The 15,788-nt window shown below is 70.3% G+C and carries 13 protein-coding genes and 1 pseudogene; 13 read left to right on the forward strand and 1 reads right to left on the reverse strand.

Annotated elements, in window-relative coordinates; translation table 11 throughout:
* Positions 1-55: 55 nt before the first annotated feature.
* Positions 56-727: a ScbR family autoregulator-binding transcription factor gene (locus ACWFRU_RS10435; protein ID WP_453685693.1), complete on the forward strand. Its 672-nt coding sequence runs from the start codon at positions 56-58 to the stop codon at positions 725-727.
* Between the two features lie 159 nt (positions 728-886).
* Here the strand turns inward: ACWFRU_RS10435 and ACWFRU_RS10440 are convergent, their stop codons facing one another.
* A complete protein-coding gene (locus ACWFRU_RS10440) occupies positions 887-1,555 on the reverse strand; it encodes a ScbR family autoregulator-binding transcription factor (protein WP_453685694.1) in 669 nt (222 codons plus the stop codon).
* Positions 1,556-1,942: 387 nt separating this feature from the next.
* Between ACWFRU_RS10440 and ACWFRU_RS10445 the strand changes: the two genes are divergently transcribed.
* The 12 genes and pseudogenes from ACWFRU_RS10445 (at position 1,943) to ACWFRU_RS10500 (ending at position 15,739) form a co-directional block, all read left to right on the forward strand.
* Complete coding sequence (locus tag ACWFRU_RS10445; protein WP_453685886.1) at positions 1,943-2,662, forward strand: response regulator transcription factor; 720 nt, start codon at positions 1,943-1,945, stop codon at positions 2,660-2,662.
* Positions 2,663-3,131: 469 nt separating this feature from the next.
* A complete protein-coding gene (locus tag ACWFRU_RS10450; RefSeq protein ID WP_453685695.1) occupies positions 3,132-3,617 on the forward strand; it encodes a hypothetical protein in 486 nt (161 codons plus the stop codon).
* A gap of 324 nt (positions 3,618-3,941) precedes the next feature.
* Positions 3,942-5,411 carry an FAD-dependent monooxygenase gene (locus ACWFRU_RS10455; protein ID WP_453685696.1) on the forward strand — a complete coding sequence of 490 codons (1,470 nt, stop codon included), beginning with the start codon at positions 3,942-3,944 and terminating at the stop codon, positions 5,409-5,411.
* Positions 5,412-5,493: 82 nt separating this feature from the next.
* Positions 5,494-5,823, forward strand: coding sequence for a TcmI family type II polyketide cyclase (locus ACWFRU_RS10460; RefSeq protein ID WP_365818852.1), 330 nt, complete (start codon positions 5,494-5,496; stop codon positions 5,821-5,823).
* Positions 5,820-7,091 (forward strand): beta-ketoacyl-[acyl-carrier-protein] synthase family protein, encoded by a 1,272-nt coding sequence (locus ACWFRU_RS10465; RefSeq protein WP_453685697.1) that lies wholly within the window; start codon positions 5,820-5,822, stop codon positions 7,089-7,091. The genes ACWFRU_RS10460 and ACWFRU_RS10465 overlap by 4 nt, the downstream gene beginning before the upstream one ends.
* On the forward strand, positions 7,088-8,302 hold the full coding sequence (locus ACWFRU_RS10470) for a ketosynthase chain-length factor (RefSeq protein ID WP_453685698.1): 1,215 nt from the start codon (positions 7,088-7,090) through the stop codon (positions 8,300-8,302). The genes ACWFRU_RS10465 and ACWFRU_RS10470 overlap by 4 nt, the downstream gene beginning before the upstream one ends.
* 121 nt (positions 8,303-8,423) lie before the next feature.
* On the forward strand, positions 8,424-8,696 hold the full coding sequence (locus ACWFRU_RS10475) for an acyl carrier protein (RefSeq protein ID WP_453685699.1): 273 nt from the start codon (positions 8,424-8,426) through the stop codon (positions 8,694-8,696).
* A 30-nt stretch (positions 8,697-8,726) separates the two neighbouring features.
* The gene (gene fabG / locus ACWFRU_RS10480) at positions 8,727-9,512 is read left to right on the forward strand and encodes a 3-oxoacyl-ACP reductase FabG (RefSeq protein ID WP_453685700.1); all 786 of its coding nucleotides are present in this window, start codon (positions 8,727-8,729) and stop codon (positions 9,510-9,512) included.
* Between the two features lie 44 nt (positions 9,513-9,556).
* Positions 9,557-10,501, forward strand: coding sequence for an aromatase/cyclase (locus tag ACWFRU_RS10485; RefSeq protein WP_453685701.1), 945 nt, complete (start codon positions 9,557-9,559; stop codon positions 10,499-10,501).
* Positions 10,453-12,795, forward strand: a pseudogene (locus ACWFRU_RS10490) (SDR family oxidoreductase); the annotation flags it as partial. The gene ACWFRU_RS10485 and the pseudogene ACWFRU_RS10490, both read left to right, overlap by 49 nt.
* Before the next feature lies 1 nt (position 12,796).
* Complete coding sequence (locus ACWFRU_RS10495) at positions 12,797-14,185, forward strand: MFS transporter (protein ID WP_453685887.1); 1,389 nt, start codon at positions 12,797-12,799, stop codon at positions 14,183-14,185.
* A 12-nt stretch (positions 14,186-14,197) separates the two neighbouring features.
* On the forward strand, positions 14,198-15,739 hold the full coding sequence (locus tag ACWFRU_RS10500) for an acyl-CoA carboxylase subunit beta (RefSeq protein WP_453685702.1): 1,542 nt from the start codon (positions 14,198-14,200) through the stop codon (positions 15,737-15,739).
* Positions 15,740-15,788: the final 49 nt, after the last annotated feature.

Here is a 15,788-nt window from a genome sequence, read left to right on the forward strand (position 1 = left end):
GGCACGTGGAGGTATACAGGGCCCGCACGGATGGGCACAGATGGGTGGAGTGGCCATGGCGAAGCAGGACCGCGGGATCAGGACCCGCCGCGTGATCCTCGAGGCGGCCGCCGGCGTTTTCGAGGAGTGCGGGTACGAGGCCGCCAAAATCACGGACATCCTGACCCGGGCGGAAGTGACCAAGGGCGCGCTGTACTTCCACTTCGAGTCCAAGGAGGCGCTCGCCCTCGCGGTCCTGGCCGCGCAGGTGAGCGAGGGGCTGCCGGTCATCCCCCGCAAGTCCAAGCTCCAGGAGGTGGTGGACATCGGCATGGTGTTCGCCCACCGCCTGACGTACGACCCGGTGGTGCGCGGGAGCGTGCGCCTCGCCCTGGACGACACGGGCCCGCGGCTCGACCGCAGCGGTCCGTACCGCAACTGGTCCGAGCTGAACGTGGAGGCGCTGCGGCAGGCCAAGAACAACGGCGAGCTGCTGCCGCACGTCGATCCGCTGGAGTCCGGCCTGATCATCGTCGGCGCGTACGCCGGCATCAACATGATGGCGCGGTCGACGGGCGAGCAGGCGGAGCTGCGCCACCGGGCAGCGGCCCTGTACCGGCACATCATGCCCAGCATCGCGCTGCCGGGCGTGCTCGCCACCCTGGACATGTCCCCTGGGCGCGGCGAGCTGGTCGAGGCGGAGATGGCACGGACGGACGTACGGGAGGACGTGGGCGCGGGGGTCTGAGGCGGCCGTCCGCGGCATACTCCGCGCGGGTCGGACCGGGCGCCCTTGTGGCGTACCGGTCCGGCCCGCGTTTTTCGTGTGCGTGCCGTCAGCGAGGCCGCCCCCGACAAAGAAGCAGCCCCCGACAAACGGCAGGACCGCTTGCCGGGGGCGGCTGACTCAGGTGGCCCAGCGTCCGTCGCCCGGCGAGGTCACGCGCGGTCCGTGCAGGGCTGTGTCGGAGCCTGCCGGGCTGAGCCGGTCAAGGACCTCCGGGGCGGCGATGCACGGGAGTTGAAGGCTCCAGAAGCCGCTCAGGGCATGCCGTGACAGCCACTGGAAGTCGTCGCGGCTCAGCACCTCGAAACCGACCGTCGCCGCCACCAGCGCGGCCACGATGCTCTGCCGTGAGGCGCCCGGCGCCAGCGAGCCCTCTCTGGCCGCCTCGGCGAGGAGCCGCTGCACGCAGGCCTGCCACTCCTGGCACAGGTCGGTCCGACTGGCGCCGTGGCCCGCGCAGTTGAGCCGGAAACCGGCGCGGACGACGGTGTCGGAACGCAGGAGCTCGGCGAGCGCGTGCGAGGTGTCGATCAGACACTGGAGGGACGAGGTGCCGGCGCGGTAGGACTGCCGCGCCGCACCCTGGAGCGCACGGGACGCCTGCCGCACCACCTCGGTGGCCAGCGCTTCCTTGCTGTCGAAGTGGAAGTACAACGCCCCTGAGCTGACGCCTACTTGATGGCTGATGTTCGTGAGGCTGGTGCGGGTGAAGCCGTGCTGGTGGAACGCGAGGGCGGCCGCGGCGATCAGCTGCGATCGTGTACGAACGGCCCGTTCCTGCTTGGTCATGAGATTCCTGACGGTTCTTGGGCGGGGGCGGGCGGCCCGGGTGACTGCGGGGCCCGCGGGGGCGGCTGGTCCATGAACTGTATTTAAACCGCCAAGTCTGTTTTGTTTCTACAGTTAGCGCCAATCTTTCCCGTAGCGTTGCGGCGTCAAGGGGTGGTGAGGGCGCCGCTACGTCAGAGTTGGTGTGGTTGTGTCCGTATTTGGCTTCCCTGCGGCGTCGGTCTCAAAGGAACTTTCTTCTTTGACAAACCGGCACCGAGGTTTGTAAATTTCTACCCGTCTTGACGCGAGGTAGTAGCTGAGCTGCATCGATCGAGGGGGAAGACGATGAATCAGAGTGCGGCAAACCTTCTGGAGCCTCATATATCGACCTCACGCGACATGAGAATGTCCGTGCTGGTCAGGCCGACAGGTGTCCCGGGGAGGGAAGTTCGCGGCACGAGCGACGTATGGCGCGTGCTGGTGGCCGAGAGCGACGTCGACGACGCCAACAGCCTGGTGAGGGGGTTGCGCAGGCACAGCCACGAGGTCGAGCACGTCACGACGGGGCGGGAGGCGCTGCGTTCGTACGAGAGCGCCGACCTGATGCTCCTCGACCTCGAACTGCCCGACCTGGACGGGCTGGAGGTCTGCCGGGACATCCGGCGGGTCAGCAACATCCCGATCATCGCCGTCACCGGCCGCGGCAGCGAGCTGGACCGTGTGCTCGGCCTCCAGGCAGGCGCCGACGACTACCTGGTGAAGCCTTACGGGTTCCGGGAGTTGATGGCCCGTATGGAGGCGGTCATGCGCCGGACCACGCGACAGCCGTCGTCCACCGCCGAGTCCATCTCCCGCGGGCCGTTGAGCATCGACGCGGGCTCCCGCGAGGTCAGCCTCGAAGGCAGGCGCATCGACGTGACGCGCAAGGAGTTCGACCTCCTCTTCCTGCTCGCCTCCCACCCCGACACCGTCATCCCGCGCAAGCAGCTCATGCAGCGGGTCTGGGGTGACTCGTGGTCCCGCAGGACCGTCGACACCCATGTCAGCAGCCTGCGCAACAAGCTGGGCTGCAGCGGCTGGATCATCACCGTCCGGGGTGTCGGATTCCGGTTCGGTCAGGTGTGAGCGTTCACCAGTGCCCGCACGTAGCCCCGCACGAAGCACCGCACTTCCCGACTCGGCCGAGAGACCTCCGGAGACACCCGTGACGCATCGGACAGCCGCCCGCCCGACTACGAGCACCCTGTGCCAGGGCGACGGATGCAAGTACCGCGCGGCGACCGGCGAGGGCAGCCGCCTCGCCGTGCGGGGACAACGCCTCTGCCCGCTGTGCCGGGAAGGATTCGTCGTACAGCTTCGTCGGCTGCCCGGACTCCACGAGGATTGCGGCAGCGTATTGGGCGGCGGAACGGCGCAATTGCCGGGGGAGCGGGCGACCGGTGGCGGATCGCTTCCCGGAATGCCCTTCAACGGCGCCGCCGCCGATGTGCGGACCTCTATTCTGACCACCCTGAGTTCATGGTGCGGACTTGTCGCGGAGGGGCGGGGAATTTCCGCTCCCCGGCGTTCCGTAGAACCCCTTTCTCTCTTCCTCGTGCGGCATGTCGACTGGCTGGCCGTTCACCCCGCCGTCGGTGAGGCCACCAGGGAAGTGGCCCTGCTCGCCCGCAGGGCCCGCCGGATCGCCCACGGGGAGCGGCGGCGCACCGTCCGCGTCGGGCCCTGTGCGACACAGGGCTGCGGAGGGGAGCTCACCGCGGCCGTCAACCCGGCCACCGGGGCCGCGGCCACCGAGATCCGGTGCGACCGGAACGCCGAGCACGTGTGGGAGCGCCATCAGTGGACGGAGCTCAGCAGGGCGATCGCCCAGGTGCCCAAGGCCGCGGCCGCTGAACAGCAGCCCACCGCACGCTGGTTGACGGCGGCGGACGTGTGCAGGCTCTGGGGCACCCCGAAAGGCACCGTCTACCGGCTCGCCAGCGAGCAGCGGTGGCGGCGCGAGCAGCGCGTCGGGCGTACCTACTACTTCGAGCAGGACGTGCACGAGAGCTTCAGCCGCCGTGCGGCGCGCACCCTCTGACCCATCCCTCCCACCCCTCTCACCCCCACCCGCCCCCCCCACGAGGCCCGATCGGCAGCCGCCGGCCGGGCCTTGTCGCATGTCATGGCCGTGCCGCGGTACAGGCAGGGCTGAGCTGCCGTTCTGACCGGCATTTGACATTCCTCTGGCAATTCTCCCGCACGTTTCTGTCGGATTCCCGCACCTATTCATGACTCAACTTCACCAACGTATGACATGGGAAATCTTGAAAAGGACAGCACCGGCGAAGAAGCTTATTAATAGCTTCCGCTGCTCTGTGTCGAGCTGTCGGGCAGGAATTCGACGATTACCAAGGAGATGCGTATGGACGCTGCAGTGATTGTCGTGGGGGCGGGGCCGGCCGGGCTTGTGCTCGCCGGTGAGCTCAGGCTCGCGGGCGTCGATGTCATCGCCCTGGAGCGCCTGCCGGAGCGGACCGGCGAGTCCCGCGGGCTCGGTTTCACCGCCCGCACCATGGAGGTGTTCGACCAGCGCGGTCTGCTCACCCGCTTCGGCGACGTGGAGACCAGCAACGTGGGCCACTTCGGCGGCCTGCCGGTGGACTTCGGGGTGCTCGAAGGCGCGCACCAGGCGGCGAAGTCCGTGCCGCAGTCGCAGACCGAGGCGGCGCTCGAGGCCTGGGTGAACGAACTGGGCACGGACCTGCGACGCGGACACGAAGTGACGTCCATCGAGGACGACGGCGACGGCGTCGAGGTGGGCGTGCGCGGCCCCGACGGTGAATACACCCTGCGCGCCGCCTACTTGGTCGGCTGTGACGGCGGCCGCAGCATGGTGCGCAAGGCCGGCGGGTTCGACTTCCCCGGCACCGCGTCGACGATGGAGATGTTCCTCGCCGACGTGGAGGGGCTCGGTCTCGAACCCCGCATGATCGGCGAGACGTTCGCGAACGGCATGGTCATGGTCGGCCCGCTGCCCGGCGGCGTCACGCGCCTCATCCTCTGCGAACGCGGCACCCCGCCGCAGAAGCGCACCAGCGCTCCCTCGTACGAGGAAGTCGTCGTCGGCTGGAAGCGCGTGACGGGCGAGGACATCTCGCACGGCAAGCCGATCTGGGTGAGTTCCTTCGGCGACGCCACCCGGCAGGCCACCGAGTACCGGCGCGGGCGGATTCTGCTCGCGGGCGACTCCGCGCACATCCATCTGCCCGCCGGCGGCCAGGGCATGAACACCAGCATCCAGGACGCCGTGAACCTCGGCTGGAAGCTCGCGGCCGTGGTGCGGGGCAAGGCGCCCGAAGCGCTGCTCGACACCTACCACGACGAGCGGCACCCCGTCGGGCAGCGGCTCCTGATGAACACCCGCGCCCAGGGCCTGCTGTTCCTCAGCGGCTCCGAGGTGCAGCCGCTGCGCGACGTCCTGTCCGAACTCATCCAGTACGAGGACGTCAGCCGCCACCTCGCGGGCATGGTCAGCGGCCTGGAGATCCATTACGACGTCGGGGGCGGGCGGCATCCGCTGCTCGGCCGCCGGATGCCCGACCTGGAACTGGTGGGCGCCGACCTCAAGACCCGGGCCACGCGACTGCTGCACTCCGGGCGCGGCCTCCTGCTCGACCTGGCGGACAACGCCGTGCTGCGGCGCAGGGCCGCGGGCTGGGCCGACCGCGTGGACGTGGTGACCGCCGCCCCGCACGGCCTGGCCGAGAACAGCCAACTGGCCGGTACCACCGCCGTCCTGGTCCGCCCCGACGGCTATGTCGCCTGGGCCGCGCCCGGCAGCCATGACGACCTGCCCATGTCCCTGGAGCGCTGGTTCGGACCGTCCCGCTAGAGCGGCCGACGGACACGGCAGACCAGATCCACCACACACGCACGACGACCGGACCGATCCGGTCGTCGAGGAGAGAGAAGACATGCACAGCACTCTGATCGTGGCCCGGATGGACCCCGGTTCCGGTGTCGACGTGGCCCGTCTGTTCGGCGAGTTCGACGACACCGAGATGCCGCACCGGATGGGCACACGCCGCCGCCAGCTGTTCTCGTACCGCGGCCTGTACTTCCATCTGCAGGACTTCGACCAGGACAACGGCGGCGAGCTGATCGAGGAGGCCAAGACCGACCCGCGGTTCGTCGGCATCAGCCAGGACCTCAAGCCGTTCATCGAGGCATACGACCCGGCGACCTGGCGCTCGCCCGCCGACGCCATGGCCAAGCGCTTCTACAACTGGGAGGCCTCCCAGTGACGGGTCGTCGGGTCGTCATCACGGGGATCGGTGTCGTCGCCCCGGGCGGCATCGGGACCAAGAACTTCTGGGGCCTGCTCAGCGAGGGCCGTACGGCGACGCGCGGCATCACCTTCTTCGACCCGGAGCCCTTCCGCTCCCGGGTCGCCGCCGAGATCGACTTCGACGCCGAGGCGCAGGGCCTGAGCCCGCAGGAGATCCGGCGCATGGACCGGGCCGCGCAGCTCGCCGTCGTGGCGACGCGCGAGGCGGTCGCCGACAGCGGCGTGGAGCTCGGGGCCTACGACCCCCACCGCGTCGGCGTGACCATCGGCAGCGCCGTCGGCGCGACGACGGGGCTCGACGAGGAGTACCGCGTCGTCAGTGACGGCGGCCGGCTCGGTCTCGTCGACCACGCGTACGCCGTGCCGCACCTCTACAACTTCCTGGTGCCCAGCTCGTTCGCCGCCGAGGTCGCCTGGGCCGTCGGCGCCGAGGGCCCCTCCACCGTGGTGTCCACGGGCTGCACCTCCGGCATCGACTCGGTGGGCCACGCGGTGGAACTCATCCGCGAGGGCAGCACCGACGTCATGATCGCCGGGTCGTCCGACGCGCCGATCTCACCGATCACGCTGGCCTGCTTCGACGCGATCAAGGCCACCACCCCGCGCCACGACGCGCCCGGCGAGGCATCACGGCCCTTCGACAACACCCGCAACGGGTTCGTCCTCGGCGAGGGCTCCGCCGTCTTCGTCCTCGAGGAGCTGGAGAGCGCGCGGCGCAGGCACGCCCACATCTACGCCGAGATCGCGGGCTACGGGGCGCGCAGCAACGCGTACCACATGACGGGTCTGCGGCCCGACGGCGCGGAGATGGCCGAGGCGATCCGGGTGGCGCTCGACGAAGCCCGGATGAACGGCGACCAGATCGACTACATCAACGCGCACGGCTCCGGCACCAAGCAGAACGACCGGCACGAGACCGCGGCCTTCAAGAAGGCACTCGGCGACCACGCGTACCGCACGCCGGTGAGCTCCATCAAGTCGATGGTGGGCCACTCGCTGGGCGCGATCGGCTCCATCGAGATCGCCGCGTCCGCGCTGGCCATGGAGTACGACGTGGTGCCCCCGACCGCCAACCTGCACACCCCCGACCCGCAGTGCGACCTCGACTACGTGCCGGTCACGGCGCGCGACCAGCGCACGGACACGGTCCTGACCGTCGGCAGCGGGTTCGGCGGATTCCAGAGCGCCATGGTGCTCGCCAACCCCGAGAGGAAGGGCGCATGACAGCCTCCGCCGTGGTCACGGGCCTGGGCATCGCATCCCCCAACGGCCTGGGCACAGACGACTACTGGGCGGCCACCCGCAGCGGGAAGAGCGGCATCGGGCGCGTCACGCACTTCGACCCGACGCCCTACCCGGCCACGCTCGCGGGCGAGGTCCCCGGCTTCGTCGCCGAGGAGCATCTGCCCAGCAGGCTGCTGCCGCAGACCGACCGGATGACGCGCATCGCGCTCGTCGCCACCGACTGGGCGCTCGCCGACGCGGGCGTCGAGCCGGAGAAGATGTCCGAGTACGACATGGGCGTCATCACGGCGAGCTCGTCCGGCGGCTTCGAGTTCGGGCAGGGCGAGCTGGAGAAGCTGTGGGGCAAGGGAAGCCAGTACGTCTCCGCGTACCAGTCCTTCGCATGGTTCTACGCCGTCAACAGCGGCCAGATCTCCATCCGCAACGGCATGAAGGGTCCGAGCGGGGTCGTCGTCAGCGACCAGGCCGGCGGCCTCGACGCGCTCGCCCAGGCGCGCCGCCAGATACGCAAGGGCACCAGCCTGATCGTCTCCGGTTCCATCGACGCCTCCATCTGCCCCTGGGGCTGGGTGGCGCAGTTGTCCGGTGGCCGGCTCAGCACCGAGGACCAGCCGAACCGCGCCTACCTGCCGTTCGACGCCGACGCCGCCGGGCATGTGCCCGGCGAGGGCGGCGCGATCCTCGTCGTGGAGGACGAGGAGGCGGCCCGCGGGCGCGGCGCGAAGATCTACGGCTCCATCGCCGGGTACGGCGCGACCTTCGACCCGAAGCCGGGCAGCGGACGCGAACCCGGCCTGCGCAAGGCCATCGAGATCGCACTCGCGGACGCCGACGTGGCCCCCGAGGACGTCGACGTCGTCTTCGCGGACGCCGCCGCCGTACCCGAACTCGACCGCGTCGAGGCGGAGGCACTCAACGCGGTCTTCGGCCGCGGCGGAGTCGTCGTGACGGCACCGAAGACGATGACGGGACGGCTCTACTCGGGCGCGGCCCCGCTGGACGTGGCCGCCGCGCTGCTCGCCATGGACGAGGGCCTGATCCCGCCCACGGTGAACGTCGCGCCCGACGCCGCCTACGGCCTCGACCTGGTCGTCAACCAGCCGCGCCCCGCCGAGGTGCGCACCGCGCTGGTCCTGGCCCGCGGCGAGGGCGGCTTCAACTCCGCCCTGGTCGTCCGCGCCGCCGACTAGGCGGCCCACAGACAGCGCCCCGCCGGCCTCCACATCCCCCGCGAGGCCGGCGGGGCGCGCGGCACCCTCCACACGCCTGCCGCAGCAACACCCCACCTGACCGCACCACGAAGGGAACCACGTGTCCGCACAACGCTTCACCCTCGAAGACCTCAAGCGCATCCTCCTCGAAGGCGCGGGCGCCGCGGAGGGCGTCGACCTCGACGGCGACATCCTCGACACCCCGTTCGAGGACCTGGGCTACGAGTCGCTGGCGATGCTCGAGACGAGCAGCCGAATAGAGCGCGAGTACGGCGTGACCCTCGACGAGGACATGGTCACCGACGCCGCCACCCCCCGCCGGTTCATCGAAGCGGTCGGCGAGCAGCTCGCCCCCACGGCCACCGCCGCCTGACCGGCTCGCATCAAGGGAGAACCGAACACCATGGCACAGGACAATCAGCGCGTCGCCCTCATCACCGGAGCCACCAGCGGGATCGGCCTCGCCGCCGCCCGGCTCCTCGCCACACAGGGACACCAGGTGTTCATCGGCGCACGTGACGCCGAGAACGTCGCCGCGACCGTCAAACAACTGCAGGACGAGGGACTCGACGCCGACGGCGCCGTCCTCGACGTACGCGACGAGGCAGCCGTCAAGGCCTTCGTGCAGGCGGCGGTCGACCGCTTCGGCACCGTCGACGTCCTGGTGAACAACGCCGGGCGCAGCGGCGGCGGTGTCACCGCCGACATCACCGACGAGCTGTGGCACGACGTCATCGACACCAACCTCAACAGTGTCTTCCGCATGACCCGCGAGGTGCTCAACACCGGCGGCATGCGGCACAAGGACCGCGGCCGGATCATCAACATCGCCTCGACCGCCGGCAAGCAGGGCGTGGTGCTGGGCGCGCCCTACTCGGCGTCCAAGCACGGCGTCGTCGGGTTCACCAAGTCGCTCGGCAACGAGCTCGCCCCGACCGGCATCACCGTCAACGCGGTCTGCCCCGGCTATGTCGAGACGCCGATGGCCCAGCGCGTGCGCGAGGGGTACGCCGCCGCCTACGACACCTCCGAGGACGCCATCCTCGCGAAGTTCCAGTCCAAGATCCCGCTCGGCCGCTACTCCACGCCGGAGGAGGTCGCGGGTCTCGTCGGGTACCTCGCCTCGGACACCGCCGGATCCATCACCGCGCAGGCCCTCAACGTCTGTGGCGGCCTCGGCAACTTCTGAGCCGCGAGCGGCACCGACCCGACCAACAGTCAAGGAGCGTGAACATGTCGCAGCACGGCCTGCGTGAGGTGGAGCACGAGATCAGTGTGGAGGCACCGGCCGACGCCGTGTACCGGCTGATCGCGGAGGTACGGAACTGGCCGCGCATCTTCCCCCCGACGATCTACGTCGACCAGGTGGAGAGCAGCGGGAACGAGGAGCTCATCAGGATCTGGGCGACCGCCAACGGCGAGGCCAAGAACTGGTCGTCGCGCCGCACCCTCGATCCCGGGGCCCGGCGGATCACCTTCCGGCAGACGGTCTCCACGCCGCCCGTCGCCTCGATGGGCGGCACCTGGATCATCGAGGCGCTCTCGGCGACCTCGTCCCGGATACGCCTTCTGCACGACTACCGCGCGGTCGACGACGACCCCGCGGGCCTGAAGTGGATCGACGAGGCGGTCGACCGCAACTCGCGCTCCGAACTGGCCGCCCTGAAGGAGAACGTCGAACGGGCGCACGCCGCCGAGGAGTTGACGTTCTCCTTCGAGGACACCGTGCAGATCGAGGGCTCGGCCAAGGACGTCTACGGCTTCATCAACGAGGCCGACCTGTGGGCGGAGCGTCTGCCGCACGTGGCCAAGGTCCGCCTCGACGAGGACACCCCGGGCCTGCAGACCCTGGAGATGGACACCAGGGCGAAGGACGGCTCCACCCACACCACGAAGTCGTACCGGGTGACCTTCGAGCACCACAAGATCGCCTACAAGCAGGTCACCCTGCCGGCCCTGATGACGCTGCACACCGGCTACTGGACGTTCGAGGAGAACGGCACCGGGGTCGCCGCGTCGTCCCAGCACACGGTGGTCCTGAACCCGGACAACATCGCCCGGATTCTCGGCCCGGACGCGACGGTCGCCGACGCCAGGGAGTACGTGCACTCGGCGCTCAGCACCAACAGCCGCGCCACCCTCGGCCATGCCAAGGACTACGCGGAGTCGAGGGCCTGACCATGCCGTCGCACCAGCACGAGAGCCACCAGGACCATCGCCTGGACAGTCAGGTCATCGTCGTGGGTGCCGGTCCCGTGGGCCTGATGCTCGCCGGGGAGCTGCGGCTCGGCGGCGCCGACGTCATCGTCCTGGAGAGGAGGGAGGTCCCGACAACGGAGTCGCGGGCCTCCACCCTGCACGCCAGGACCATGGAGATCCTCGACAGCCGCGGCCTCCTGGAGAAGTTCGGCACCCCGCCGAACGAACCCCGCGGTCACTTCGGTGGCATCCCGCTCGACCTGACGCTGCCGAGCCCCTATCCCGGGCAGTGGAAGGTCCCGCAGACCCGCACCGAGGAGGTCCTCCAGGAGTGGGCCCTGTCTCTCGGCGCGGATCTGCGGCGCGGGCATGACGTACGCGCGCTGACCGTCGAGGACGACTACGTCGAGGTCGAGGCGGCGGGGCCCGAGGGCGCCGTGCGGCTGCGTGCCCTGTGCGTCGTCGGCTGCGACGGCGAGAACAGCGCCGTGCGGCGCCTGACCGGGGCCGACTTCCTCGGCACGGACGCCGGGCGTGAGCTCATACGGGCGGACGTCGACGGGATCGACGTACCGGGCCGGCGCTTCGAGCGCCTGGAGAACGGGCTCGCCATCGCGGCGCGCAGGGACGACGGTGTCACGCGCGTCATGGTGCACGAGTTCGGCCGCCCGGTCGGCGCGCGCACCGGCGAGCCGTCGTTCGACGAACTGTGCGCGGTGTGGCGGCGGGTCACCGGGGAGGACATCAGCGGCGGAACCCCGCTGTGGATCAACTCCTTCGGGGACGCGAGCCGTCAGCTCACCCGGTACCGCGAGGGGCGGGTGCTCTTCGCCGGTGACGCGGCGCACCAGCAGATGCCGATCGGCGGCCAGGCCCTCAACCTCGGCCTCCAGGACGCCGTCAACCTCGGCTGGAAGCTGGCCGTCCAGGTCGCGCGCAAGGCGTCGGACGGCCTCCTCGACAGCTATCACGAGGAGCGGCACACGGTCGGGCAGCGGATCCTGACCAACATCAAGGCCCAGGCCATGCTGCTGCTCGGCGGCCCCGAGGTGGAGCCGGTGCGGGCGGTGGTCGGCGAACTCGTCGCGAGCCGCCGCGCGCGGGAGCACCTGGCGGGCATGGTCTCCGGCCTGGACGTGCGCTACGACGTCGGAGCGGGGCCGTCCCCGCTCCTGGGGGCCCGCCTCCCGCACACCGAAATCACCACACCCGAAGGCCCGGTGACGACGACGGCCCTGCTGCGCACCGGCCGCGGGCTGCTCATCGATCTACGGGCCGACCCGGAACAGCACACCGCTGTACGGGAGTTGAGCGAACCCTGGCACGACCGCGTCACCGTCACGGCGGCCCGCGCGTCCGGCACGGACCTCGACGACGCCGGCCTGGTCCTCGTACGCCCCGACGGCCATGTCGCCTGGACGGGCACCGAGGAAGACGGTCTGCGCGCCGCTCTGGAGCGCTGGTTCGGGACGACGCGAGCCGCGACATCAGCCGACCACAGGAGAAACAGCATGAGCAGGCTTGAAGGAAAGACAGCCCTGGTCACGGGATCGAGCCGCGGCATGGGCCGCGCGACGGCCCTGCGCCTCGCACGCGACGGCGCACTGGTCGCCGTGCACTACACCAGCAACAAGGAGGCCGCAGAGGAGACCGTCGCGACCATCGAGAAGGAGGGCGGCCGGGCCTTCGCGATCCGCGCCGAACTCGGCGTCCCGGGCGACGTGCACGAGCTGTTCCTGGGCCTGGAGGAGGGCCTCAAGGAGCGCACGGGATCAACGACGCTCGACATTTTGGTCAACAACGCCGGTGTCATGGGCGGTGTCGCCGCTGAGGAGACCACCCCGGAGGCGTTCGACCGCCTCTTCGCGGTCAACGCGCGGGCGCCGTTCTTCATCATCCAGCGGGCGCTGAAGAACCTGCCCAGCGGTGGCCGCATCATCAACATCTCCTCCGGCCTGACCCGGTGCGCCAACCCGTCCGAGATCGCCTACGCGATGACCAAGGGCGCGGTGGAGCAGCTCGCCCTGCACTTCGCCAAGCACCTGGGCCCGCGCAACATCACGATCAACAGCGTGGCGCCCGGCATCACCCGCAACGGCACCCCCGTGTTCGACATACCCGAGGCCGTCGAGCAGATGTCGGCCCTTTCCGCCTTCAACCGGGTGGGCGAGCCCGAGGACATCGCCGACGTCGTCGCCTTCCTCGCCTCCGACGAGGCCCGCTGGATCACCGGCTCCTTCGTGGACGCCACCGGTGGCACCCTCCTTGGCTGACGTGACCGCCGCGGCCACGGCCGGGCCCCGGGCCCCCGGGGCCTGGGGCCCGCGTCTGTGGGGGCTGCTGATCGTCCTCGCGGGCAACATGCTCATCGACGCCCTCGAGGTGTCGGTGATGGTGGTGGCCGTGCCGTCGATCGGCGCGGACCTGCGTCTGACACCCGCCGCCGCGCAGTGGACGATGACCGGATTCGCCGTCGGCTTCGGCGGTCTGATGCTGTTCGCGGGACGGGTCGTGGGCCTGCTCGGGCGGCGGCGCGTCTACCTGTGGGCGCTGTTCGGGTTCGCCGCCGCCTCGCTCGTCGCGGGGTTCGCGGGGGACCCGGCGACACTGCTCGCGACGCGCTTCGTCAAGGGATTCTGTGCGGCGCTGACCGCGCCGACCGGGCTCGCCATCATCGGTGCCACCTTCAGGGCGGGACCCGACCGGGACCGGGCCGTGTCGGTCTACACCCTCTTCGGCGGGTGCGGCTTCACGGCCGGGCTCATCCTTTCGGGCCTGCTCACCGAGGTGGACTGGCGCTGGACCATGGTGTTCCCCGCTCCGGTCGTGCTGGTGCTGCTCGTCGTCGGCAGGAAACTCATCCCCGCCGACGACGGCCCCGACCACGAACAGGACGTGGCAAAGCGGCAGTTGGACGTGGCGGGGGCACTCACCCTGACCGGAGGGCTGCTCGCCCTCGTCCTCACCGTCGTCACCCTCACGGAGCGGGGGTGGGCCGACGTACGAACATGGGGTGCCGCACTGGCGGCCCTCGTGCTCCTCGCGGCGTTCTGCCTCGCCGAACGGCGCGCGCGCCAACCGCTGGTACGTGCCTCGCTGCTGCGTCACGGGCCCCTGCTCCGGTCGGCCGTGGGCGCCGCCGCGCTCAACGGCTCGTTCCTCGGGCTGCTGTTCGTCGTCACCTACCAATGGCAGGCGGCGCAGGGATGGGGGCCGCTGCGCACGGGCCTCGCGCTGCTGCCCGCCAGCGCGCCCCTCGCCCTGACCGCCCTGTCGTCGGGCCGCATGGTCCAGCGCTTCGGCGCACCCCGGCTGATCGTCCTCGGCGCCACCGCGCCCCTCATCGGATACGTCCTGTACCTGCGGGACCCCGCGCACGCGACGTACACCACCGGAGTCCTGCCCACGCTGCTCCTGGTGGGGGCCGGCTTCGTGTGCGCCTTCGCGGCGCTCAACACCCAGGCGGTCGCGGGCGTCGCACCCGCCGAACGCGGCCCGGCCGTCGCGACCTACCAGACCGCCGTGCAGAGCGGCGCCGTCCTGGTGATCGCGCCGACCGCCGCGCTCCTGACGGCGTACGGCAGCCGCACGGCGATGGCCCTGGTGACCGGGGCCGGCGCCGTGGGGCTGCTCGCCGCACTGAGACCTCTTCGCCGATCGTGAAGGAGCATTGCCTTGCAACAGCTCGAAGAACTGCTCGACCTGAAAGAGAAGGCACTCGCGGGTCCGAGCGACAAAGCCACCGAGGCACAACACGCCAAGGGGAAACTCACCGCCCGCGAACGCATCGAACTCCTGCTGGACAAAGGTTCGTTCAACGAGATCGAGACCCTGCGCAGACACCGGGCCTCCGGCTTCGGCCTGGAGAACAAGAAGCCCCACACCGACGGCGTCGTCACCGGATGGGGCAACGTCCAGGGCCGCACGGTCTTCGTCTACGCCCATGACTTCCGCATCTTCGGCGGCGCGCTCGGAGAGGCGCACGCCGAGAAGATCCACAAGGTGATGGACCTGGCCGCGTCGGCCGGCGCCCCGCTCGTCTCGCTCAACGACGGCGCGGGGGCCCGCATCCAGGAGGGCGTCACCGCGCTCGCCGGATACGGAGGCATCTTCCGGCGCAACACACGCGCCTCCGGCGTCATCCCGCAGATCTCCGTGATGCTCGGCCCGTGCGCCGGGGGAGCGGCCTACTCGCCCGCCCTGACCGACTTCGTGTTCATGGTGCGCGAGACCTCACAGATGTTCATCACGGGACCGGACGTGGTGCGGGCGGTGACCGGCGAGGAGATCAGCCAGAACGGCCTGGGCGGCGCCGACGTGCACGCCGGTACCTCGGGCGTCGCGCACCTCGCGTACGACGACGAGGAGAGCTGCCTGGAGGACGTCCGCTATCTGCTCTCCCTGCTGCCCGCCAACAACCGTGAACTGTCGCCCGTGCAGCACAGCGACGACCCGGCCGACCGTGCGACGGACGCGCTCCTCGACATCGTGCCGAGCGAGCCGGGACGCTCGTACGACGTGCGCGAGGTCATCGAGGAGATCGTCGACGACGGCGAGTACTTCGAGGTGCACGCCGCCTGGGCGCCCAACCTGGTCTGCGCGCTGACCCGTCTGGACGGCCAAGTCGTCGGTGTCGTCGCCAACAACCCCAAGGCCATGGCCGGGGTCCTGGACATCGAGGCCTCGGAGAAGGGCGCGCGCTTCGTCCAGTTCTGCGACGCGTTCAACATCCCGCTGGTGACCCTGGTGGACGTGCCGGGCTTCCTGCCCGGCGTCGACCAGGAGCACAACGGCATCATCCGGCGCGGCGCCAAGCTGCTCTACGCCTACTGCAACGCGACGGTGCCGCGGATCTCCCTGGTGCTGCGCAAGGCCTACGGCGGCGCGTACATCGTGATGGACTCCCGCTCCATCGGCGCGGACCTGGCCCTCGCCTGGCCCAGCAACGAGATCGCCGTGATGGGCGCCGAGGGCGCCGCGAACGTCATCTTCCGCCGGGACATCGCCGCCGCCGACGACCCCGAAGCGCTGCGTCAGTCGAAGATCGAGGAGTACCGGGAGCAGCTCATGCACCCGTACTACGCCGCCGAGCGCGGCCTCGTCGACGACGTGATCGATCCGCGCGACACCCGCAGGGTGCTCACGAGCTCCCTGGCGATGCTCCGGGCCAAGCACGCCGACCTGCCGTCGCGGAAGCACGGAAACCCGCCGCAGTAGCGGCAGTTGGCGCCCGCGCCCCCACACCCCACCTCTTCCCGCCCCGCCC

This window comes from Streptomyces sp. NPDC055099 (genome assembly GCF_053607685.1).

Bases quoted from the DNA above. Each gene is read 5' to 3' on its own strand.
- ACWFRU_RS10435 (WP_453685693.1), top strand. From the start codon at position 56: ATGGCGAAGCAGGACCGCGGGATCAGGACCCGCCGCGTGATCCTCGAG.
- ACWFRU_RS10440 (WP_453685694.1), bottom strand. From the start codon at position 1,555: ATGACCAAGCAGGAACGGGCCGTTCGTACACGATCGCAGCTGATCGCC.
- ACWFRU_RS10445 (WP_453685886.1), top strand. From the start codon at position 1,943: ATGTCCGTGCTGGTCAGGCCGACAGGTGTCCCGGGGAGGGAAGTTCGC.
- ACWFRU_RS10455 (WP_453685696.1), top strand. From the start codon at position 3,942: ATGGACGCTGCAGTGATTGTCGTGGGGGCGGGGCCGGCCGGGCTTGTG.
- ACWFRU_RS10460 (WP_365818852.1), top strand. From the start codon at position 5,494: ATGCACAGCACTCTGATCGTGGCCCGGATGGACCCCGGTTCCGGTGTC.
- ACWFRU_RS10470 (WP_453685698.1), top strand. From the start codon at position 7,088: ATGACAGCCTCCGCCGTGGTCACGGGCCTGGGCATCGCATCCCCCAAC.
- fabG (WP_453685700.1), top strand. From the start codon at position 8,727: ATGGCACAGGACAATCAGCGCGTCGCCCTCATCACCGGAGCCACCAGC.
- ACWFRU_RS10485 (WP_453685701.1), top strand. From the start codon at position 9,557: ATGTCGCAGCACGGCCTGCGTGAGGTGGAGCACGAGATCAGTGTGGAG.